The sequence below is a fragment of the Pseudomonas sp. MYb118 genome, from assembly GCF_040947875.1.
Lineage (GTDB): Bacteria > Pseudomonadota > Gammaproteobacteria > Pseudomonadales > Pseudomonadaceae > Aquipseudomonas.
In genome coordinates, this window is record NZ_JBFRXN010000002.1 from 2,002,902 (window position 1) to 2,023,087 (window position 20,186).

Sequence of the window (20,186 nt, forward strand, 5' to 3'; positions counted from 1 at the left end):
GGAGCGAGCTTGCTCGCGATGGTCGTCAACGATGACGCTGGGCACCTGAAACCCCGCGGTGTCCAATCGACCATCGCGAGCAAGCTCGCTCCTACAGGGGGTGTGCGGTATCAAGTCTTCAGGTGCAGGACAAACGCCCCCACCAACACCAGAACCACGCCCAGCACCTGCACCTTCCCCAATCGCTCCTTGAAGAACACATACCCCAGGATCGCCGCAATCCCGCCCGACAACGTGCTGATCACGGTCACCACCGACACCGAGCCCGCCACCGCACCCCAGGCGAACGAAGAGAACCCGCCAAGGTTCATCAGGCTGGCGCCAGTCAGGGTCAGGCAGTTTTTCAGCGCGGGAATCTTCAGGCCGTCCTCAAGCTTCAGCACGATGACCACCAGCACCATCAACCCAATCAGATACGCCAGCCACAGCATCATGACCGGCCCCAGCGCCGGCAGGACAAACTGGCCTTGCAGCCAGAAACTGGTGCCGTAGAACAGCGCGGCCAGCAGTGCATAGGCAATCGAGCGGCTGGCTTGTGTGCTGTGCGGGATCTTCGCGTCGGAATGAATGCTGGAGAGCACCACGCCGAGCACGCACAGGGCGATGCACAGCAGCTGGAGCAGGCTGATCTGTTCGCCTCCGGCCCAGGACAGCAGCGTGGTCACCACGCCATAGGAGGTCACCAGCGGCGCGACAATGGACGCCTTGCCCAGGGCGAACGCCTTCGACAGCGCCAGTGCTCCGGACACTGTCAGCGCAGCCGCGACGATGCCGCACAACCAGACATCGAGAGGGGCCGACATCGACTTGAGTATGAACACGGGAAAGGCGATCAGCAGCAGGCTCATGATGCTGAAACCCAGGGCCTGGCCGAAAAACACCGCGCGCTTGACCCCCACCGCACGGGCATTCAACCCCACCAGAAAGTCCGTACCACCCCAGAGCAAGGCGGCCATCAACCCCATCAGTACGTCCAAACCATGTCCTTATCGTTACACGCCCTCAAGCGCCTCGGTGTCCCGGTGTAGGGCCTTGATCGCCCGATAGAGCATGCCGACGGTCAATGGCACTTTGTCACCGCGACCCTTGGCTTTTCGTTTCAGATAGACATCGTAGCCGCTGGACTGGAAATAGCGATAACTGTCGAGGTTCGCGGCAAGCGCCCTGCAGACGACAAGAGTATCCGGCAGCCAAGGCATTATCCGCGTGACTTGAGCTGTTGCCGGGCGACCTCGAGCATCTCATTGCCATCCTGGGTCAGCAGGTACAACGCGCTGACGATGTTGGGAATATCGCTGGCGTCCGCCTGTTTGAAACAAAGGCAGTGCAGGGTTTCGAGCAGGTCACTGGCGGCGCGGATACGTTGACGGGCAGCGTCGAGGATTTCGTGGGGGGCGGCTGCGGTGTCGATGACCAGCACCGGGGTGTCGCTGTAGCTGGATTTGAGTGGGCGAAAACGGGCAGTAAGTGGATCAGGCGTGTTCATCAAGTCAGTCCTTTGGAGAGTCTGGCAGTCTCGCCGGTGGGCCGATGCACTGTCAGCCGCAGGAAAACTATGAAGGGGCGGGCATCCCGCGGCAATACGGCCGCAAGGGACAGGGATCGTAGGGGGTTTTACTGCTTTTTGCGGAATGGCCCTACACGCGATTACCGTTTTCCACAGCTCAACCCCTGGATGTGAAATTTCCCTCGGGTATGTCAGGCATGTCGCCGGAAACCTCTGCAGGATGCGCGTCAGATCATGTAGGGCATTTCTCAAGCGGTAGCTCGTACCCACTGGGAATCAGGACAACCCAGCGCTGAACGAGCAAGCGCGGGTGACGATGCGGGGGCTGCCGCGCCACGCCACCCTAACCTCTGCCGACTCAGTTGAGCGCCGATTCCGGCGCTTGGCGCGAGGCCGCCTCCAAGTCCATCAACCCTCGGCCGTAGGCCTCGCTGTTGGCGTAAACTCCGGTGCGGTTCGCTGTCGACAGCAGTCGCTCACGGACTTGTTGAGCGGTCATTTCGGGGTAGCGGCTGTGCAGCGCGGCCAATGCGCCACTGACCATGGCCGCGGCAGGTGAGGTGCCGGCGGTGTGCACGTATTTGCCGTCCTTGCTGGTGGTCAACAGTCCGTGTTCCGCACCGGCATCGCCGCCAGGCACCGCGATGCACCAGGCCGCCGCCACACCGCAGTAGTTGGACTTGGCGTTGATGGCCGTGCCATCGGCCTTCAAGGCAACCACGGCGATCCAGCCCTTCTCGAGCTCGGGCAGCGCGAGTGGCAAACCGGGCTCCGCCAATGGCTCTCGCTTGAGTTCATTACCCGTCGGGAAAACGAACACTGCGCCATGGTCCACCAGGTTGCGGGCAACCTTCAGCGACTCCGGCATCACTTGGTTGTAGCGCGCTTCATTGATTTCGGTGGCCGGAATGGCATTGGCCCAGGAGTTGTTGAGGATGAGAGCGCCCTGGTTGAAACCGGCCTGCCAGGATTGCGCGATCTCGCTGTCGAAAAAGAAGGGCTCGTTGTCGTCGCCAAAACGGTAGGGGATCAGTTGCGCGTTGAACGCAACGCCGTGCATGCCCTGATCATCCTTGTTGGCGGCGAGAATGCCAGCCATCTGCGTGCCATGACCGACCCGGTCAGTGGTGCCGGGGCGGTTCTCGACGAAGTCGTGACCGGCATTGGCAATCCGCCCCTGAAATTCCGCCAGTTCCTGGTTCAGGCCCGAGTCCACCAATGCCACGGTCTTGCCCTGGCCGGTACCGCCACGGGCATAAAGACTCGACGCCTTGATCACGGCCAGTCCCTGCTGACCCTTGTATTCGATCGTCTCGAAGGGGGTGGTATCAAGGTGGGGTTTGCTCGGGTTGCTCAGGCAGCCGCTTAACAACAGGGGCGCTGCAATCACGGTGGCGAGTGAAAAAACAGCTCGTTGGCGCATGGTCGTTCCTCCATGGAACATCCGTAAATATCGGGATTGCCCGTCGCTTCGAAACGGCGAGCGGCGAGGTTTCATTAACCTCAACCTTACCGTTGGAACGGGTGGGTCCGTCATGGAGGCCAAGTGCCCCGTGTGTTTCAACCTGTGGCCGAGGCCAGCTCAGGCGCTGGGCTGCAAGGGCATCCATGGGCTGAATACCGCCCATCACACGCATAAATCCCGGAAACGTTTAAGGTGATGCCTCTTCCGCCGCCTTGTCTTCACCAACAAGAGAACAACAAAAAATGAGCCAGACGCCGTTCAACATTCAGCGTGCCGCCGTCATCGGTGCGGGTACCATGGGCCGTGGCATTGTCATGTGCCTGGCCAACGCCGGAGTCCCCGTGCAGTGGGTCGACAACAATCCGCAGATGCTCGAACAGGCCCTGGTTGCCGTGGCCGAGACTTGTGCGCACAACGTGCGTCAGAGGCGGATCGATCAGGCCGAGGCGGATGCGCGCATCGCACGCATCACCACGGCGGCGGACTATGTCGCGATCCGGGATGTCGATCTGGTGATTGAGGCGGTCTTCGAGAACCTCGAACTCAAGCAGAAGATCTTTCGCGAGCTGGATGGCCTGCTCAAGCCCGAAGCCATCCTGGCGAGCAATACCTCGGCGCTGGATATCGACGCGATTGCCGCCGTCACTCGCCGCCCGCAGCAGGTCCTGGGCCTGCATTTCTTCAGCCCCGCGCACATCATGAAGTTGCTGGAAATCGTGCGGGGCGCACAGACCGCGCCGACGGTGCTTGCGGCCGTGCTGGAACTGGGCAAGCGCATGGGCAAGGTCAGCGTCGTGGCCGGCAACTGCGATGGATTCATCGGCAACCGCATGCTCAATACCTACGTGCTGGAAACCCGCAAGATGTTGCTGGAAGGGGCTTTGCCCTATCAGGTCGACGCCGTATTGCAGGGTTTCGGTTTTGCCATGGGGCCGTTTCGCATGTTCGATGTGGTCGGCATCGACCTGCAATGGCGTGCCCGGGAACTGGCGGGCGTCGGTCAGGATGCGCCGCAGGTACAGGTGGATAACCGCCTGTGTGAAATGGGGCGCTTCGGCCAGAAGAGTGGCAACGGTTATTACCATTACGAGCCGGGCAGCCGTCAGGCCGAACACGATGTTGAGGTGGATGCGCTGGTGCTGGAAGTCAGCGAAGGCCTGGGCTACCAGCGACGCGAGATCGGGCCCGAGGAGATTCTTGAGCGATGCCTGCTGGCGTTGGTCAATGAAGGGGCGAAGATCCTCGAGGAAGGCGTCGCGGCGTCTGCGCATGACATCGACCTGGTGTACCTCAATGGCTATGGTTTCCCGGCGGACAAGGGCGGCCCGATGGCCTGGGCGGACCGGCAGGGGCTCGCGGACATCCATCAGCGCTTGCTGGCGCTGGAAACCCGACAGGGCGATCACTGGCAGCCGGCGCGGTTGATCGGTGAGTTGGCGGCGGCGGGCGAGGGGTTTGCCGGGCAGTGATTGATGTGGCGTCTTTGCGGACGCCATCGCGGGCAAGCCCGCTCCCACATTTGCTTGGTGTGCACCAGGCCATTGTGGGAGCGAGCCTGCTCGCGATGAACGATAACGCGCATTTCGCCTTAGACTGGCAAACCCATCCAGGAACCCTTACTGATGCCGCTACGCACCGAATACCCCCACTTCCAACCCATCACCACTCGCTGGCACGACAACGACGCCTACGGCCACGTCAACAACGTCACTTACTACAGCTTCTTCGACACCGCCGTGAACACCTACCTGATCGAAGTCGGTGGCCTGGACATTCATGACGGTGAAGTCGTCGGGTTCGTGGTGAGTTCGGCTTGCGACTACTTCGCCTCCATCGCTTTCCCGGATCGCATCGAAATCGGTTTGCGCGTCGCCAAGCTGGGCAACAGTTCGGTGCAATACGAGCTGGCGGTGTTCAAGGCCGGCGAGGACGAAGCCTGCGCAGCGGGGCGGTTCGTGCATGTGTTCGTGGATCGGGCGTCGAATGAGCCGGTGGCGATTCCTGCGGGGCTGCGCGGGGCGCTGGAGCGCCTGGTGATTTAGGCCAGGCAAAAAAAATCGCAGCGCGAAGGCTGCGATTTTTGACCGGTCATTGAAACCCTCGGGGTCTCAATGACGGTGACGGTAATACTTCTTGTGGTGCTTGCGATGGCCATAGTGGTGGCCACGATCATGGTGACCATCACGGTAGTAGCGACCGCCACGACGATCATTGTCTTCGTCGTCGCTCTTGTTGCCCATGTAGTTACCCAGCGCGCCACCGGCGCCACCGCCTGCGGCAGAGCCGATCAGGCTGCCGGTGCTGCCGCCCAGGCTGCGACCGACCACGTTACCGCCCGCTGCGCCCAACGCACCGCCAATGGCCGCTTCGCCACGGCTGCGTTTGTCTGCGCCGACGGCGCTACCACCCGCGCCGCCCAGGGCCGCGCCAATGGTTGAACCTGTGTTGCCGCCTAACGACTGACCGACGACCGAGCCTAAAACCCCGCCCAATGCGCCGCCCACACCTGCTTCGGTGGTGCCGCCGGCAGAGGCAATGCCACTGACCAGGCCAAGGGACAACAAGAGAATCGAGGAGAACTTCATGGAGGAACCTCAAGGGGATGACGCCGCGATCCTGAGGCTGTGCAATAGGTGTGACAATCGAAATCCGACGAGTAACACGACTTCAGCACATTTCTATAAGTTACTGTTTTTTAGGCGGAACTTAACGGTTTTTCGCTGGTCTTTAGCTACTTCGGAAGGGCCGTTTTTGTGAGAAAACGGCCTTTTTTGTGGGCGTTTGAAAAGTGCCTGGACCTGAGGAAGTTGTCAGGTCCGAAGGCGTCAATCGCGAGCAGGCTCGCTCCCACAGTGGCACGGTACACACCGAACAAATGTGGGAGCGAGCCTGCTCGCGATAGGCGCAACACCGATCCTGGTTAAATCAAGCCGACCTGGCCATGATCAACCCATTATCACTCGCCGCTTCGAGGCGGATCGCCACGAACTTCGACGTCGGCGTATGGCTGCCATCGCCGACGCTTTCCAGCGGCACCAGCGGATTCACTTCCGGATAGTACGCCGCCGCTTGCCCGGCCGGGATGTCAAACGCCAGCAGGGTGAAGCCCTTCACGCGGCGCTCCAGGCCATCGTCCCACAGCGAGACGATGTCGGCCTTCTGGCCAGGCTTGAAGCCCAGGCGAATGATGTCCGCCTCGTTGGCGAACAACACGTCACGCTGGCCTTTCACGCCACGATAACGGTCGTTGAGGCCGTAGATGGTGGTGTTGTACTGATCGTGGGAGCGCATCGACTGCATGATCAGGTCCGGCTGTACGCCGGTCGCGCGGGTGCGTTCGTGCACCAGATCCGTAGGCAGCATGTTGGCGCGGAAATTGGCACGGCCAGAGGCGGTCGCCCACTTGCGCGCACCCGCCGTGTTGCCGAGGTAGAAACCGCCCTTGTTCTTGATCTTCTCGTTGAAGTCCTTGAAGTTCGGCAGGGTATCGGCAATCAGGTCACGGATGCGGCTGTAGTCGGCCACCAGCCAGTTCCAGTCCACCGGGTGGTTGCCCAGGGTGGCTGCAGCGATGCCGGCCAGGATCGCCGGCTCCGAGCGCATCTGGTTGGACAGCGGCTGCAACTGACCGTTGGACGCGTGCACCATGCTGAACGAGTCTTCGACGGTGACCGCCTGCGGGCCTTCGGTCTGGATGTCGATGTCGGTACGACCCAGGCACGGCAGGATCAGCGCATCCTTACCGTGGGCCAGGTGGCTGCGGTTGAGCTTGGTGCTGATCTGTACGGTCAGGTCGCAATTGGTCAGGGCCTTGAACGTGCGCGGGCTGTCCGGGGTCGCCTGGGCGAAGTTGCCGCCCAGACCGATGAAGACTTTGGCGCGACCTTCGGCCATGGCGTGGATCGCCTCGACCACGTTGTGACCGTTCTCGCGCGGTACCTTGAACTGGAAGCGGCGCTCGATGGCGTCGAGGAACGCTACCGGTGGGCGTTCGTTGATACCCATCGTGCGGTCGCCCTGCACGTTACTGTGGCCACGCACCGGGCACAGGCCGGCGCCTGGCTTGCCGATGTTGCCGCGCAGCAGCATCAGGTTGGCGATTTCCTGGATGGTCGCTACCGAGTGGCGATGCTGGGTGATGCCCATCGCCCAGCACATGATGACGTTCTTGCCCTTGACGTACATGCGTGCCGCTTGTTCGATCTCGACCAGGGTCAGGCCGGACTGTTCGACGATCTGCTCCCATGGGGTGTCATTGATCACGGCCAGGTAATCCAGCACGTTGACGCTGTGCTCGTTGAGGAAGTCGTGGTCGAACACTGCCGGGGCACCGGCTTTCTGTGCGTCGCGTTCCCATTGCAGAAGGAACTTGGCCATGCCGCGCATCACCGCCATGTCACCACCCAGTGCCGGGCGGAAGTAGGCGGTGTTGGTCGGCTTGTCGCCGTTGGTGAGCATTTCGATCGGCTTTTGCGGGTTCTGGAAGCGTTCCAGGCCGCGCTCCTTGAGCGGGTTGATGCACACCACCTGAGCGCCGCGTTTCACCGCTTCACGCAGTGGCTCGAGCATCCGCGGGTGGTTGGTGCCGGGGTTCTGGCCCCAGACGAAAATCGCATCGGCGTGTTCGAAGTCGTCATAGGTCACGGTGCCTTTGCCGACGCCAACGCTCTGCGACAGCGCGACACCACTGGCCTCGTGGCACATGTTCGAGCAGTCGGGGAAGTTGTTGGTGCCGTAGGCGCGCACGAACAGCTGATAGAGGAACGCCGCTTCGTTGCTGGCGCGACCCGAGGTGTAGAACTCGGCTTGATCCGGGCTCGACAGGCCACGCAGGTGTTTGGCGATCAGCGCGAAGGCGTCGTCCCAGCTGATCGGCTGATACCGGTCGGTTTCGGCGTTGTAGACCATTGGCTCAGTGATTCGGCCCTGGTACTCGAGCCAGTAATCGCTCTGTTCCAGCAGCGCGGTCACGCTGTGCTTGGCGAAGAACTTGCTGTCCACACGGCGCTTGGTCGCTTCCCAGTTCACCGCCTTGGCGCCGTTCTCGCAGAACATCACCATGCCGCCTTCCAGCGAATCGCCCCAGGCGCAACCCGGGCAGTCGAAACCGCCGTTCTTGTTGGTCTTGAGCATCATGCGCAGGTTTTTCAGCGCGTTGTCGCTGGTCAACCAGGCCTGGGTCACGCTGATCAGCGCGCCCCAGCCACCGGCCGGGCCTTTGTAGGGTTTATAACGAGGGACGGGGGTCTGATCGGCTTGACGGTGTTGACTCACGCTTGGCTCTCCAACGCCGGGCTGTAGACCCGTGGGGCGTTCTTCTGTGGCAAATGGATAAGATTGAGGTTGTGGCGACGGGCCCATTGCACGGCCAGGCCCGTGGGCGATGACAGGCTGACCAGGGTCTGGATGCCTGCGCGCAAAACTTTCTGGATCAGTTCGAGGCTGCAGCGGCTGGTGACGATCGCCACGCCGCCAGCGGTGGGAATCTTCTGGCGGATCAGCCCGCCAATCAGCTTGTCGAGGGCGTTATGCCGGCCGATGTCTTCGCGGCCCAGACGCAACTCACCGGTGGCGTCCATGAACACGGCGGCATGCACCGCGCCGCTGTATTGACCCAAAGGCTGGAAGGCGCCGATGCGTTGGCGCAGGCCGTCCAACCACTCGATCGGGGGCAGCGGTGCACCGGGCATGACCTTGAGTTCGGGCAACGCCTGCTCGACCGCTTCCACGCCGCACAGCCCGCAACCGCTGGTTCCGGCCATCTGCCGGCGCTGTTGCTTGAGGTTCCAGAATGCGCGGTTGGCGATGGTCACTTGAGCGTATTGCGCCGAGCCTGAACCGCTCAGTTGCAGATCGTAGATGTCGGACGCGTCTTCGATGATGCCGCTGCCCATGCTGAAACCGACGATGAAGTCTTCGAGGTCGGTGGGGGTCACCAGCATGACCGCCTGGCTGATGCCGTTGTAGGCAATCGCCAGCGCCACTTCTTCGGCCAGCGCGGTGCTGGCCGATTCAGCGTGCTGAAGGTCGCTGTAGGTGTATGTCTGGCTGGCGGCTGGCGCGGGCGTTTCGAGGGCTGGCGCCGCGCAGGCTGGGCGCTTGGCGTTCATGGGGCATCACCGACGGTTTGGTCAGTGATAAGCCTAAGCGCGACAATGTGTCGCGTCTAATTGCTATTACTGATGTTCCGATAGATGACGTCGATCAAGATTCGGTTGGTGATTTCTGATACAGGGCAAAGCAGGCTTCGGCCAGCGCCGAGCGTGGCGCACTGCGTCGCATGATCAAGCCCAGCCGGCCAAGGGTTTGCGCGTTTTCAATCGGTTGCAGACGCAGGTGATCGGTGAGGTTTTCCAGGCCGCCTTCAAGCGGCATCACCGCGCAGCACAGGCCGCCGTGCACCGCTTGCAACAGTTGATGCACGGCATCGGTCTGCAACAACGGTTGCGGGGTCAGGCCGCGGCTGTGGAAGTTATGGTCGATGGACTGGCGAAAGTGCATGCCGCTGGTGAGCATGCCCAGTGGCAACTCGATCAGCGCTTCCCAGCTCAGCGGCGCCTCGCCAAAATCGAAGAAGCGCTGGTCGTAGAGCAACCCCATGCGGGTTTCGCTGAAGGTCAGCGAGTCGAAACGTTCGGCGTCCAGGCGCTCAAGGTAGGACACGCCCAGGTCCAGTCGATTGTTCGCCAGTTGTTCGAGGATCTGCTCGGAACTGAGCGACGACAGCTCGAAACGCAGGCTCGGGTGTTGCGTGTGCAGGCGTTGCATCAGCGGCAGCGGATCGAAGCTCGACAGCGGCACCACACCCAGGCGCAACGTACCCACCAGGTTGCCGCGACAGGCGGCGGCCTCGGCCTGCAAGCCGTCGCAGGCGGCGAGCACGGTGCGGGCCCAGGCCAGCACCCGTTCGCCCGGCGCGGTGAAGCCTTCGAAGCGTTGGCCGCGTTTGACCAGCGGCAGGTCCAGCTCTTCCTCGAGGCTGCGCAGGCGCATGGACAGGGTCGGCTGGGTGATGTGGCAGCGCGCGGCGGCCTGGCCGAAGTGCCGGGTTTCGTCGAGGGCGATGAGGAATTTCAGCTGCTTGATGTCCATCTTCGTTCCAGGGCGCGGGTAGACCGGGATTCTAGCGCCTGGGGGCAAGTGGCGTCATTGGTCGGCTTGGATCCGTCTTTTGCAAAGCTGGACTAGGCTTTCGCGTCTGGACACTTACATTCCAGGGAGAGCACACAATGAGCCTGTTCAGTTTTCTGAGAGAAGCCGGTGAAAAAATCCTCGATGCGCTGACGCCGGACAAGGCCGAAGCCAACAGCGAGGCACTGACCAACCATGTGAGGGATGCACTGACGGGGATCGACACGTCGAAAATCCAGGTGAAGGTCGAAGGCGACAAAGTTATCGCTACGGGCGAGGCGAGCAGTCAGGAGGAGAAGGAAAAAATCCTCCTGGCGCTGGGCAACGTGGCAGGTGTCAGTGGTGTTGAAGACCAGATCACGGTGACCGGCGCAGTGGCGACGGCCGCGAAGTTCGTCACGGTTGAGAAAGGCGACACGCTGAGTGCGATTTCCAAGCGTGTGTATGGCGACCCGAACAAGTATCAAAAGATTTTCGAGGCCAACAAACCGCAGCTCAAGCACCCGGACAAGATTTATCCGGGGCAGGTGTTGCGGATTCCTGAGTAGTCCTCAATACCGCCATCGCGAGCAGGCTCGCTCCCACAGGGACATCACTGTATCTGTGGGAGCGAGCCTGCTCGCGATGCGGTCACCTCGGTCTCAAAGCCCGGCAATCAACTCCCGGTAATCCCCCACCGCCGCAAACTCCGCCGTGTCCTTGGGCCCCTTGCGGCTGTCCGGCTCCCGCACCGCCAGCAGATGCGCCACGCCGTAATCCCGGGCACTGCGCAAAATCGGCAAGGTGTCGTCGATGAACAGGCTGCGCGCCGGGTCGAAACCGATGTCGGCCTGCAAGGCATCCCAGAACTGCCGGTTTTCCTTGGGGAAACCGTAGTCGTGGGAGCTGATCAACCGCTCGAAATACGGCGCCAGTTCGACTTTTTCCAGTTTCAGTGACAGCGAATCGCGATGCGCGTTGGTGATCAGCACCACGCGCTTGCCGGCCTGCCTGATCGCGGCCAGGAAGGTATCGGCATCCTGGCGCAGGGCGATCAGGTGGGCGGTTTCCAGTTTCAGTTCGCGCACCGGCAGTTTCAGCTCGGCGCTCCAGAAATCCAGGCAGTACCACTGCAATTGGCCGGCGTTACGCTCGAACAGCGGTTGCAGCTCCATCTCGGCCATGGCCCGGCTCACCCCATGCAACTCGGCGTAACGCTGGGGCAGGTGTTCGAGCCAGAAATGATTGTCGAAGTGCAGGTCCAACAACGTGCCGTCCATGTCCAGCAGAACGGTGTCGATGTCGCGCCACGGCAGCAGTGACATAAAAAACTTCTCCAACGGTAAAAAAGATATCCGGGATCAACAATCAGGATAGGCCGGGTATAGTAACCCGTTCACGCCAAGGAGCTTTTCATGCGCCAGAAACCCACCGTCCTCGCCCGCGAGATTGTCGCCACCAGTCGTCTGTTCTGCGTTGAAGAGTTGAAACTGCGCTTTTCCAACGGTGCGGAACGCACGTACGAGCGCCTGGTGGGCAAGGGCGCCGGCTATGGTGCCGTGATGATCGTGGCGATGCTCGACTCGGAGCACGCCGTGCTGGTCGAAGAGTATTGCGGTGGTACTGACGAGTACGAGCTGTCGTTGCCCAAGGGCTTGATCGAACCGGGTGAAGACGTGTTGGCGGCAGCCGAGCGCGAGCTCAAGGAAGAGGCCGGGTATGGCGCGCGACAGTTGATGCACCTGACGGAGTTGTCGCTGTCCCCTGGCTACATGAGCCAGAAAATCCAGGTGGTACTGGCGATGGACCTTTATGAAGAGCGGCTGGAAGGCGACGAGCCGGAGCCGATGGGCGTGGACAAGGTCAATCTGCGCGAGTTGTCGGCGCTGGCGCAGAACCCGCAGTTCACCGAGGGCCGTGCCTTGGCGGCGTTGTACCTGGCCCGTGACCTGCTGACTCAGCGCGGGGTGTTCCTGCCATGAAATTTCCACACCCGTTGATGGCCCCCGTCGTTGAATTGGCCTTGCAGGCAGGGGAGGCGATCCTGCCGTTCTGGCGCACTGGCACCGCAGTGACTGCCAAGGCCGATGATTCACCGGTCACGGCGGCCGACCTCGCCGCCCATCACCTGATCCTGGCCGGGCTGACCGCGCTGGACCCGAGCATCCCGGTGCTCTCCGAAGAGGACGCCAACATCCCCCAGGGCGTACGTGCCGGCTGGCAGCGCTGGTGGCTGGTCGATCCGCTGGACGGCACCAAGGAGTTCATTTCGGGCAGTGAAGAGTTCACCGTCAACATCGCCCTGATCGAGCAGGGCCGGGTGGTATTCGGCGTGGTGTCGATGCCGACCAATGGGCGCTTTTACGTTGGTGGCGCAGGCCTCGGGGCCTGGCGCGGTGATCAGGGTAGCGAGCCACGGCCGATTCAGGTGCGCCACGCGCCGGCTGCCGGGCAGCCATTCACCGTGGTCGCCAGCCGTCGGCATTCGAGCCCCGAGCAGGAGCGCTTGCTGGCGGGATTGAGCGCCGGCCTGGGTGAATTGGCATTGGCCAACATCGGCAGCTCGTTGAAATTCTGCCTGCTGGCTGAAGGCGCGGCGGATTGTTACCCGCGCCTGGCACCGACTTCCCAATGGGACACGGCGGCGGCCCAGGGCGTGCTCGAAGGCGCGGGTGGCGAGGTGCTTGACCTGAACGGCGAGACGTTCAGCTACCCGGCGCGTGAGTCACTGCTCAATGAATTCTTCCTGGCGCTGCCGGCGCAGGCAACCTGGCGCGAAACCTTGCTGGCACTGGCGCGTAGCTAAGGCCCCTGTAGGAGCGAGCTTGCTCGCGATGGCGGACTGTCAGCCGACACATGTGCAAGCTGACACACTGCCATCGCGAGCAAGCCCGCTCCCACAGAAGATTAGCGGTGCAGGACGTACTGCCCGCTGAACGTCACAGCATCCTCATCGCTACCCACGTTGACGATCCGCGAATGCAGCGTCAGCCGTGCCCGGCCATAACGCTGGTACATCGCCAGAAACTTCTTCCACACCGCCGCGCTCGGCGCCTGGCAAATCGCCGTGGCGTCGCCGGTGACCGGTAGCGGGTAGCTGATCTGCCCTTCGTGGATCACGATGTGCCCGTCGTCGATCCCTTCTTCGCGCAAACGCAAATGCAGCCAGCCCCAGCCGGCCAGTACCGCGCCGCAATACAGGCTGCCGCCGAACATGGTGCTCTTGTGGTTGACGTTGGCTTCCAGCGGCAAGTGCAGGCGCAGTTGCTGGTCGTGCCAGTCGAGCACCTTGATACCCATGGCCTGCGTCAGGGGGATGTCGTGGTGCAGGACCGATTCCAGGTGATGACTGTCGCGGTTCATGCGGGGCCTCTTGTTGGGCGTTGAGGGGTCATTCGGCGTCGTCGGCCGCGTGCTGCGCGCCGCTGTCGGCGAAGTTCAGCCCATGCTTGCGCAGTTTGTCGTGCAAGGTCTTGCGCGGTATGCCCAAGGCTTCGGCAAGGCTGCGCACCGAGCTGTGAGAGCGCGCCAGTTCGGCGGCAATCAGCGATTTCTCGAAGTTCTCCACCTGTTCGCTCAAGCCGCCGCTGACCACCTCGACAGTGGTGCCGGGCGCGCCATCCGCAGGGTTGTCCAGGGCCAGTTCCAGGCCGAGGGCAAAACGTTCGGCGGCGTTTTGCAGTTCCCGCACGTTGCCCGGCCAGGTGTGGCGCAGCAACAGCGCGCGCTGTCCCGGTTGCAGCTCATGGGGCGGCAAGCCGTGGCGGGCGCTGGCTTCGTCGGCGAAGTGCTGGAACAGCACCAATGCATCTTCGCCACGCTCGCGCAGCGGTGGAATGCGCAGCGGCGCGACATTGAGGCGGTAATACAAGTCGGCGCGGAAGCGGCCCTGGTCGGCGGACTGGCGCAAGTCTTCCTTGGTCGCGGCGATGATTCGGATGTCCAGCGGGATCAGCTGATTGCCGCCCAGGCGCTCAACCACGCGCTCCTGCAACAGACGCAGCAGTTTGACCTGCACGTCCAGGCTCATGCTTTCGATTTCATCGAGGAACAGCGTGCCGCCGTTGGCGAACTCGAATTTGCCGATGCGGCGTTTTTGCGCGCCGGTGAAGGCCCCCGGTTCGTGGCCGAACAGCTCGCTTTCCACCACCGATTCGGCCAGGGCGCCGGCGTTGATGGCCACGAACGGGCCGTTGCGTCGGCTCGATAGATCGTGCAGCGCCCGCGCCACCACTTCCTTGCCGGCACCGGTTTCGCCGAGGATCAGCACGTCGGCCTTGGTCGCCGCCAGCGCGCCAATCTGCTCACGCAAGCGCAGCATGGAGGGCGATTGCCCGACCAGTCGGGCGCTCAGTTCATGGCGATCACTCAGGGCCAGGCGCAGGCTGCGATTGTCCAGCACCAGGCGACGCAGGGCCAGCGCGCGGCGCACGCTGTCGAGCAGGGCGTCGCTGGCAAAGGGCTTTTCGAGGAAATCGTAGGCGCCGGAGCGCATGGCCTGTACGGCCAACGGCACATCGCCGTGGCCGGTGATCAGCAACACCGGCAGCTCCGGATCCTGCGCGTGCAGTTCGCTCAGCAGCTCCAGGCCGTCCATGCCCGGCATGCGGATGTCGCTGACCACCACGCCCGGCCAGTCGCGCTCCAGTTGCCCGGCCAGGCCCTTGGCTTCACCCAGGGGAAGGATTTTCAGGCCGGCCAGGTCCAGGGTCTGGCTCAGGGCCTGGCGCAGATGCGGGTCATCGTCGATCAGCACGACCTGAATGCGGTTGTCGATGGTCATGCACTTCGGTCCTCGGACGGTTGCAGGCTCACGCCCGGCGCGCCTGCGCGCAGTTTCAGGGTAATCAGCGCGCCGCCTTCCTTGTGGTTGGAGAACAGCAGTTCCCCGCCGAAGGCGCGCATCAGCGTCTCGCAGATCGCCAACCCCAACCCCAGCCCCTGCGTGCGGGTCTTGGTGGTGTAGAAGGGCTCGCTGGCGCGACCCAGGGCTTCCATGCAAAAGCCCGGGCCGTTGTCGCGAATGTACAGGTTGACGCCGTCGCCAGTGGATTGGGCACTCAACCAGAGTTTACGCGGCGGCCCCTTTTCCGTCAGGGCGTCCAGGGCGTTGGCCAGCAGGTTGCCGAGCACCTGGCGCAGGCGGGTTTCACCGGCCTCGACCCACAGCGTGGCGGCCGGCAGGTCGCGAATGAGCTCGACTTCCATGCTGCGTCGGCGCTTGGCCAGCAGCGCCAGCGCGTCGTCCAGCGCCGGTTGCAGCGCCACGCTTTCCGGCGCATGGCGATCACGCCGGGCAAAGGCGCGCAGGTGCGCAATGATCGACGCCATGCGCCCGGTCAATTCGCTGATTAACTTGAGATTGCCACGGGCATCATCGGTGCGCTGGTGGTCGAGCAGCACTTCGGCGTTTTCCGCGTAGCTGCGGATCGCCGCCAGCGGCTGATTGAGTTCATGGCTGATGCTCGCCGACATGGTCCCCAGTGCCGACAATTTGCCGGCCTGCACCAGATCGTCCTGGGCGCGGACCAGCTCCTGTTGCGCCTGCTCACGCTCCAGCACTTCCTGTTTCAGCCGGCGGTTGAGGCCTTCCAGGTCGCTGGTACGTTCGGCGACCCGGCCTTCCAGTTCGCGCCGGGCCTTGGCTTCGAAAGCGATCCGTTCCATGTAGTGCCGACGACGCTGCATCATCAGGCCCAGCAGCAACATCAGCACCAGCAGCGTTGCCCCGCCGATCGCGACCACGGTGCGCACCGGCCGGTCGATCAGCGTGCGTGGCGCGAGGATGCTGACGCTCCAGCCGGTTTCGTCAATCTGCTGGGTCTGGGTCAACCAGGCGTCGGGGCTGAGATTGAGCGGCTTGGGCTCGCGGGTGGGGTAGGGCTGGATCGCGATGATCGCATCACGCTCGGCGTCGCTTAACGGGCGGGTCGCGCGAAACCGCCACTCCGACCGCGAGGTGAGGATGACCACGCCGTTGTGATCAGTGACCAGCAACTGCTCAGGGGTTTTGCCCCAGAGGCTTTCGGTGTGGTCCAGGTCGACCTTGGCCACCAGCACTCCAATGACTTTTTCGCGGTCACGCACGGCGGCGGCGAAGAAGTAACCGCGTTTGGCCGACGTGGTGCCCAGGCCGAAGAATCGCCCCAGGCGCCCGGCCATGGCCTCGCTGAAATACGGACGGAAGGCGAAGTTGCGGCCGACGAAACTGTCGTGTTTGTCCCAGTTGGACGCGGCGATCGTATTGCCCTGGGTGTCCATCAGGTACATGACTTCGGCGCCGGTCTGCGTGGCGATGTTCTTCAGCAGGCGGTTGGCATTGCCCTGAATGACACCGTCGTCGGGTGCCATCAGGTCTGCGCGCAGGGCGGGCAGGTCGCCGAGAATCTGCGGCAGCACCTCGTAGCGGTGCAGGGTGCCCAACAGGTTGGCGACGTACAGGTCGAGTGTCTGACGGTTCTGGCCGGTCAGTTCACTGCGGTAATAGCGCTCGGCCAGATGCTCCAGCGGCCACAACAACGGCGCCAGGCACAGCGCAAGCAGGGCCAGGCTACGCCAGCGGGGTCTGCGGGGAAGGGTCGGAGTCATGAGCATCGGGCGCCTGTGGGTACAGGCGCATTATGCCTAGGCTTGTCCGGCAAGACACTCGCGCAGCGCGGTTTGCCAGTCCGGTTGGCTGACGCCCCACTCACGTTGCAGGCGCTGGCCATCCAGGCGCGAGTTCAGTGGTCGGGTGGCCGGGGTCGGATAGTCACTGGACGGGATCGGCAACAGCCTAGCGCACGCCTTGCCCTGCGCACGCAGAGCCTCGCCAATGGCCTGGGCGAAACCGAACCAGGATGTCTCACCCTGGGCGGTCAGGTGATAAGTGCCCCAGGCGCCAGCCTCGCCGGCCTGCCAGCGTTCGATCAGGGCGCGGGTACTGTGGGCGATGGTGCCGGCCCAGGTTGGCGCACCGATCTGATCGGCGACCACGCGCAACTCCGGTTTCTCTTGCAGCAATCGCTGCATGGTCAGCAGGAAATTGCGCCCGTGGCTGGAGTAAACCCAACTGGTACGCAGGATCAGGTGCTGGCCCTGCACCGCCGTAATCGCCTGTTCACCGGCCAGTTTGCTCTGGCCATACACGCCCAGCGGGTTCGGCGTGTCGTCTTCGGTGTAAGGCGTGCTTTTGCTGCCATCGAACACGTAGTCCGTGGAGTAGTGGATCAACGGGATGCCCAACGCGGCGGCTTCTTCGGCGAGAACGCCCGGCGCCTCAGCGTTGATCGCGAAGGCCACCGGTGGCTCTTTTTCCGCCTGATCGACCGCGGTGTAAGCCGCGGCGTTGATGATCAGGTCGGGGCGAATCTGGCGAACTTGCTGACGCAATTGCTGCGCATCGGTCAGATCGAACCGGGCGCGTCCCGGAACGATTACCTCACCCAGTGTTTTCAAGTGATCCTGCAGCTCGGTTGAAACCTGCCCATGTTGACCGCTGATAAGAATTCTCATGGAAACAGGTCGACCTCCTGCAGGGTCTTGCCGAGCTGGTCTTTGGCTGACAGTTGCGGGGCCTCGCTCAACTGCCAGTCGATGGCAAGCGTCGGATCGTCCCAGCGGATGCAGCGTTCGGCCGACGGGTTGTAATAGTCCGTGGTCTTGTAGAGGAATTCGGCAACGTCGCTCAACACCACAAAACCATGGGCAAACCCTTCCGGTACCCACAGCTGGCGGGCGTTCTGCGCGGACAGCCGCACCGCTTCCCACCGGCCGAAATTCGGTGAGCCGCGGCGCACGTCCACCGCGACATCGAGCACTTCACCCACGGTTACCCGCACCAGTTTGCCCTGGGTATTTTCCAGCTGGTAATGCAGGCCACGCAGCACGCCTTTCACCGAGCGGGAATGGTTGTCCTGCACGAACTGCCGTTGCAGGCCGGTCGCTTGTTCAAATGCCTTGGCGTTGAAGCTTTCGTAGAAGAAGCCGCGCTCGTCGCCGAACACCTTGGGTTCCAGAATCAACACCCCGGGCAGGGCGGTTTCAATCACATTCATTTGTCGGCCTCGGCCAGTTTGAAGAGGTACTGACCGTACCCGGTCTTGCCGAAATAGCTGGCGCGTTCCAACAGGCGTTCGCGGGTGATCCAGCCATGTTCGTAGGCGATCTCTTCGAGACAGGCAACTTTCAGGCCCTGACGGTGTTCGATGGTCTGCACGTACTGCGAGGCATCGAGCAGGCTGTCATGGGTACCGGTGTCCAGCCAGGCGAAGCCGCGGCCGAAGCGCTCGACCTGCAGGTCGCCGCGTTGCAGGTAGGCATTGTTGACGTCGGTGATTTCCAGTTCGCCACGGGGCGAAGGCTTCACGGCCTTGGCGATCTCGATCACGTCATTGTCGTAGAAATACAGGCCGGTCACGGCGTAGCTGGATTTCGGAGCCTTGGGTTTTTCTTCGATGGACAGGGCGCGGCCTTCACTGTCGAAGTCGATCACGCCGAAGCGCTCCGGATCCTTGACCCAGTAGCCGAACACCGTGGCGCCGGACTTGCGGTTCACCGCTTGCTTGAGTTGATCGCCAAAGTGCTGGCCGTGGAAGATGTTGTCGCCGAGGATCAGGCACACCGGGTCATCACCGATGAATTCTTCACCGATCAGGAACGCCTGGGCCAGGCCGTCCGGCGAAGGCTGCTCGGCGTAGCTGAAATGCACGCCGAACTGGCTGCCGTCACCCAGCAGGTTGCGGTACTGCGGCAGGTCCTGGGGGGTGGAAATCAGCAGGATTTCCTTGATGCCGGCCAGCATCAGCACCGAGATCGGGTAGTAGATCATCGGTTTGTCGTAGATCGGCAACAGTTGCTTGGACACGCCCAGCGTGATCGGGTGCAGACGCGTGCCCGAGCCACCGGCCAACACAATTCCCTTCATCATGCGATCAACTCCTTGGTATTGATGGCGCCCAATCGTTCGCCCTGGTAGCTGCCGTCCTGAACGCGGCGGCACCATTCGAGGTTTTCCAGGTACCACTGGACGGTTTTGCGCAGGCCGGTTTCGAAGGTCTCTTCGGGCACCCAGCCGAGTTCGCGTTCAATCTTGCTGGCGTCGATGGCGTAGCGCAGGTCATGCCCCGGGCGATCCTGAACGAACGTGATCAGATCGGCGAAATTCGCCACGCCTTCGGGTTTTTGCGGTGCCAGCTCTTCAAGCAGCGCGCAGATGCCGCGCACGACATCGATGTTCTTCTGCTCGTTGTGGCCGCCGATGTTGTAGGTCTCGCCGACAACGCCTTCGCTCACTACCTTGAACAGCGCCCGGGCATGGTCTTCGACGAACAGCCAGTCGCGCACCTGCAGGCCGTTGCCATAGACCGGCAGCGGCTTGCCCGCCAGGGCATTGAGAATCACCAGCGGGATGAGCTTTTCCGGGAAGTGGAACGGCCCGTAGTTGTTCGAGCAATTGGTCAGCAGGACCGGCAGGCCATAAGTGCGCTGCCAGGCACGCACCAGATGGTCGGACGCTGCCTTGCTGGCGGAGTACGGCGAGCTGGGCGCATAAGGCGTGGTTTCGGTGAACAGGTCATCGACGCCGTGCAGGTCGCCGTAGACCTCGTCCGTGGAAATGTGGTGGAAGCGGAACGCGCTTTTCTCGGGCTCGGCCAGGGTATTCCAGTAGGCGCGGGTCGCCTCCAGCAGGCTGTAGGTGCCGACGATGTTGGTCTGGATGAAGTCCGATGGGCCGTCGATGGAGCGGTCTACGTGAGATTCCGCCGCCAGGTGCATGATCGCGTGTGGCTGGAAACGGGCCAGCACCTTGCTCACCGTCGGTTGATCGCAGATGTCCGCCTGGACGAATTCGTAGCGGGTGTCGGTGGCGATGCTGGTCAGCGATTCCAGGTTGCCGGCGTAGGTCAGCTTGTCCAGGTTGAGCACTTCATGCTCGGTGTGTCGGATCAGGTGTCGAACCAGGGCAGAGCCAATGAAACCGGCGCCGCCGGTGATGAGAATTCGCATGTAGGCCAGCCTTTATCTGTAAGACCATTGAAGCAAGTGAGCATAGCTTGTCGGCAGGAGACGAGTGGTGCAATAGCGTTGTCACAGCTATTTGGGTTTTGCTGCATGAGCGGGGGT

21 protein-coding genes and 1 pseudogene are annotated in these 20,186 nt (G+C 62.5%); 6 read left to right on the forward strand and 16 right to left on the reverse strand.

The features are described 5' to 3' along the window. Positions 1-18: 18 nt before the first annotated feature. Positions 19-96, forward strand: a pseudogene (locus ABVN20_RS15110) (outer membrane lipoprotein carrier protein LolA); the annotation flags it as partial. A gap of 14 nt (positions 97-110) precedes the next feature. Here ABVN20_RS15110 and ABVN20_RS15115 read toward each other — a convergent pair. From ABVN20_RS15115 to ABVN20_RS15130, 4 genes are all read right to left on the reverse strand, one after another. After that, positions 111-965, reverse strand: coding sequence for an EamA family transporter (locus ABVN20_RS15115; protein ID WP_368557712.1), 855 nt, complete (start codon positions 963-965; stop codon positions 111-113). 27 nt (positions 966-992) lie between these two features. After that, positions 993-1,199: a hypothetical protein gene (locus ABVN20_RS15120; protein ID WP_368557741.1), complete on the reverse strand. Its 207-nt coding sequence runs from the start codon at positions 1,197-1,199 to the stop codon at positions 993-995. Then, a complete protein-coding gene (locus ABVN20_RS15125; RefSeq protein ID WP_368556516.1) occupies positions 1,199-1,486 on the reverse strand; it encodes a hypothetical protein in 288 nt (95 codons plus the stop codon). Before ABVN20_RS15125 ends, ABVN20_RS15120 begins: the two co-directional genes overlap by 1 nt. A gap of 379 nt (positions 1,487-1,865) precedes the next feature. Beyond that, positions 1,866-2,930 (reverse strand): S8 family peptidase, encoded by a 1,065-nt coding sequence (locus ABVN20_RS15130; protein WP_368556517.1) that lies wholly within the window; start codon positions 2,928-2,930, stop codon positions 1,866-1,868. A 284-nt stretch (positions 2,931-3,214) separates the two neighbouring features. Here ABVN20_RS15130 and ABVN20_RS15135 point away from each other — a divergent pair, with 284 nt between their 5' ends. Both ABVN20_RS15135 and ABVN20_RS15140 read left to right on the forward strand, forming a co-directional pair. Then, a complete protein-coding gene (locus ABVN20_RS15135; RefSeq protein ID WP_368556518.1) occupies positions 3,215-4,441 on the forward strand; it encodes a 3-hydroxyacyl-CoA dehydrogenase NAD-binding domain-containing protein in 1,227 nt (408 codons plus the stop codon). Positions 4,442-4,594: 153 nt separating this feature from the next. Continuing rightward, complete coding sequence (locus ABVN20_RS15140) at positions 4,595-5,014, forward strand: acyl-CoA thioesterase (protein ID WP_368556519.1); 420 nt, start codon at positions 4,595-4,597, stop codon at positions 5,012-5,014. Between the two features lie 66 nt (positions 5,015-5,080). Here the strand turns inward: ABVN20_RS15140 and ABVN20_RS15145 are convergent, their stop codons facing one another. The 4 genes from ABVN20_RS15145 to ABVN20_RS15160 form a co-directional block, all read right to left on the reverse strand. Next, positions 5,081-5,557 (reverse strand): glycine zipper domain-containing protein, encoded by a 477-nt coding sequence (locus ABVN20_RS15145; RefSeq protein ID WP_368556520.1) that lies wholly within the window; start codon positions 5,555-5,557, stop codon positions 5,081-5,083. Between the two features lie 340 nt (positions 5,558-5,897). After that, positions 5,898-8,246 carry an FdhF/YdeP family oxidoreductase gene (locus ABVN20_RS15150; protein ID WP_368556521.1) on the reverse strand — a complete coding sequence of 783 codons (2,349 nt, stop codon included), beginning with the start codon at positions 8,244-8,246 and terminating at the stop codon, positions 5,898-5,900. After that, entirely contained in the window at positions 8,243-9,082 is an 840-nt protein-coding gene (fdhD, locus tag ABVN20_RS15155) for a formate dehydrogenase accessory sulfurtransferase FdhD (RefSeq protein WP_368556522.1), read from the reverse strand. Before fdhD ends, ABVN20_RS15150 begins: the two co-directional genes overlap by 4 nt. 94 nt (positions 9,083-9,176) lie before the next feature. Continuing rightward, positions 9,177-10,064 (reverse strand): LysR family transcriptional regulator, encoded by an 888-nt coding sequence (locus ABVN20_RS15160; protein WP_368556523.1) that lies wholly within the window; start codon positions 10,062-10,064, stop codon positions 9,177-9,179. Positions 10,065-10,201: 137 nt separating this feature from the next. On the opposite strand from ABVN20_RS15160, the gene lysM reads away from it, so the two are divergent. Next, positions 10,202-10,651: a peptidoglycan-binding protein LysM gene (lysM, locus tag ABVN20_RS15165; protein WP_368556524.1), complete on the forward strand. Its 450-nt coding sequence runs from the start codon at positions 10,202-10,204 to the stop codon at positions 10,649-10,651. Between the two features lie 93 nt (positions 10,652-10,744). Here the strand turns inward: lysM and yrfG are convergent, their stop codons facing one another. After that, positions 10,745-11,407 carry a GMP/IMP nucleotidase gene (gene yrfG / locus ABVN20_RS15170; protein ID WP_368556525.1) on the reverse strand — a complete coding sequence of 221 codons (663 nt, stop codon included), beginning with the start codon at positions 11,405-11,407 and terminating at the stop codon, positions 10,745-10,747. A gap of 90 nt (positions 11,408-11,497) precedes the next feature. On the opposite strand from yrfG, the gene nudE reads away from it, so the two are divergent. Beyond that, a complete protein-coding gene (nudE, locus tag ABVN20_RS15175) occupies positions 11,498-12,064 on the forward strand; it encodes an ADP compounds hydrolase NudE (protein ID WP_368556526.1) in 567 nt (188 codons plus the stop codon). Further along, entirely contained in the window at positions 12,061-12,888 is an 828-nt protein-coding gene (gene cysQ, locus ABVN20_RS15180; protein WP_368556527.1) for a 3'(2'),5'-bisphosphate nucleotidase CysQ, read from the forward strand. The genes nudE and cysQ overlap by 4 nt, the downstream gene beginning before the upstream one ends. A gap of 101 nt (positions 12,889-12,989) precedes the next feature. On the opposite strand, the gene ABVN20_RS15185 is transcribed toward cysQ, so the two are convergent. The 7 genes from ABVN20_RS15185 to rfbB are packed head-to-tail and all read right to left on the reverse strand — an operon-like array spanning position 12,990 to position 20,069. Next, on the reverse strand, positions 12,990-13,445 hold the full coding sequence (locus tag ABVN20_RS15185; RefSeq protein ID WP_368556528.1) for a YiiD C-terminal domain-containing protein: 456 nt from the start codon (positions 13,443-13,445) through the stop codon (positions 12,990-12,992). Positions 13,446-13,473: 28 nt separating this feature from the next. Next, positions 13,474-14,865: a sigma-54-dependent transcriptional regulator gene (locus ABVN20_RS15190; protein WP_368556529.1), complete on the reverse strand. Its 1,392-nt coding sequence runs from the start codon at positions 14,863-14,865 to the stop codon at positions 13,474-13,476. Beyond that, a complete protein-coding gene (locus tag ABVN20_RS15195) occupies positions 14,862-16,670 on the reverse strand; it encodes an ATP-binding protein (RefSeq protein ID WP_368556530.1) in 1,809 nt (602 codons plus the stop codon). The genes ABVN20_RS15190 and ABVN20_RS15195 overlap by 4 nt, the downstream gene beginning before the upstream one ends. A 36-nt stretch (positions 16,671-16,706) precedes the next feature. Further along, a complete protein-coding gene (gene rfbD / locus ABVN20_RS15200) occupies positions 16,707-17,576 on the reverse strand; it encodes a dTDP-4-dehydrorhamnose reductase (protein ID WP_368556531.1) in 870 nt (289 codons plus the stop codon). Next, on the reverse strand, positions 17,573-18,118 hold the full coding sequence (gene rfbC, locus ABVN20_RS15205; RefSeq protein WP_368556532.1) for a dTDP-4-dehydrorhamnose 3,5-epimerase: 546 nt from the start codon (positions 18,116-18,118) through the stop codon (positions 17,573-17,575). The genes rfbD and rfbC overlap by 4 nt, the downstream gene beginning before the upstream one ends. Continuing rightward, positions 18,115-18,990: a glucose-1-phosphate thymidylyltransferase RfbA gene (rfbA, locus tag ABVN20_RS15210; protein ID WP_368556533.1), complete on the reverse strand. Its 876-nt coding sequence runs from the start codon at positions 18,988-18,990 to the stop codon at positions 18,115-18,117. Before rfbA ends, rfbC begins: the two co-directional genes overlap by 4 nt. Further along, on the reverse strand, positions 18,987-20,069 hold the full coding sequence (rfbB, locus tag ABVN20_RS15215) for a dTDP-glucose 4,6-dehydratase (RefSeq protein WP_368556534.1): 1,083 nt from the start codon (positions 20,067-20,069) through the stop codon (positions 18,987-18,989). The genes rfbA and rfbB overlap by 4 nt, the downstream gene beginning before the upstream one ends. Between the last annotated feature and the right edge of the window lie 117 nt (positions 20,070-20,186).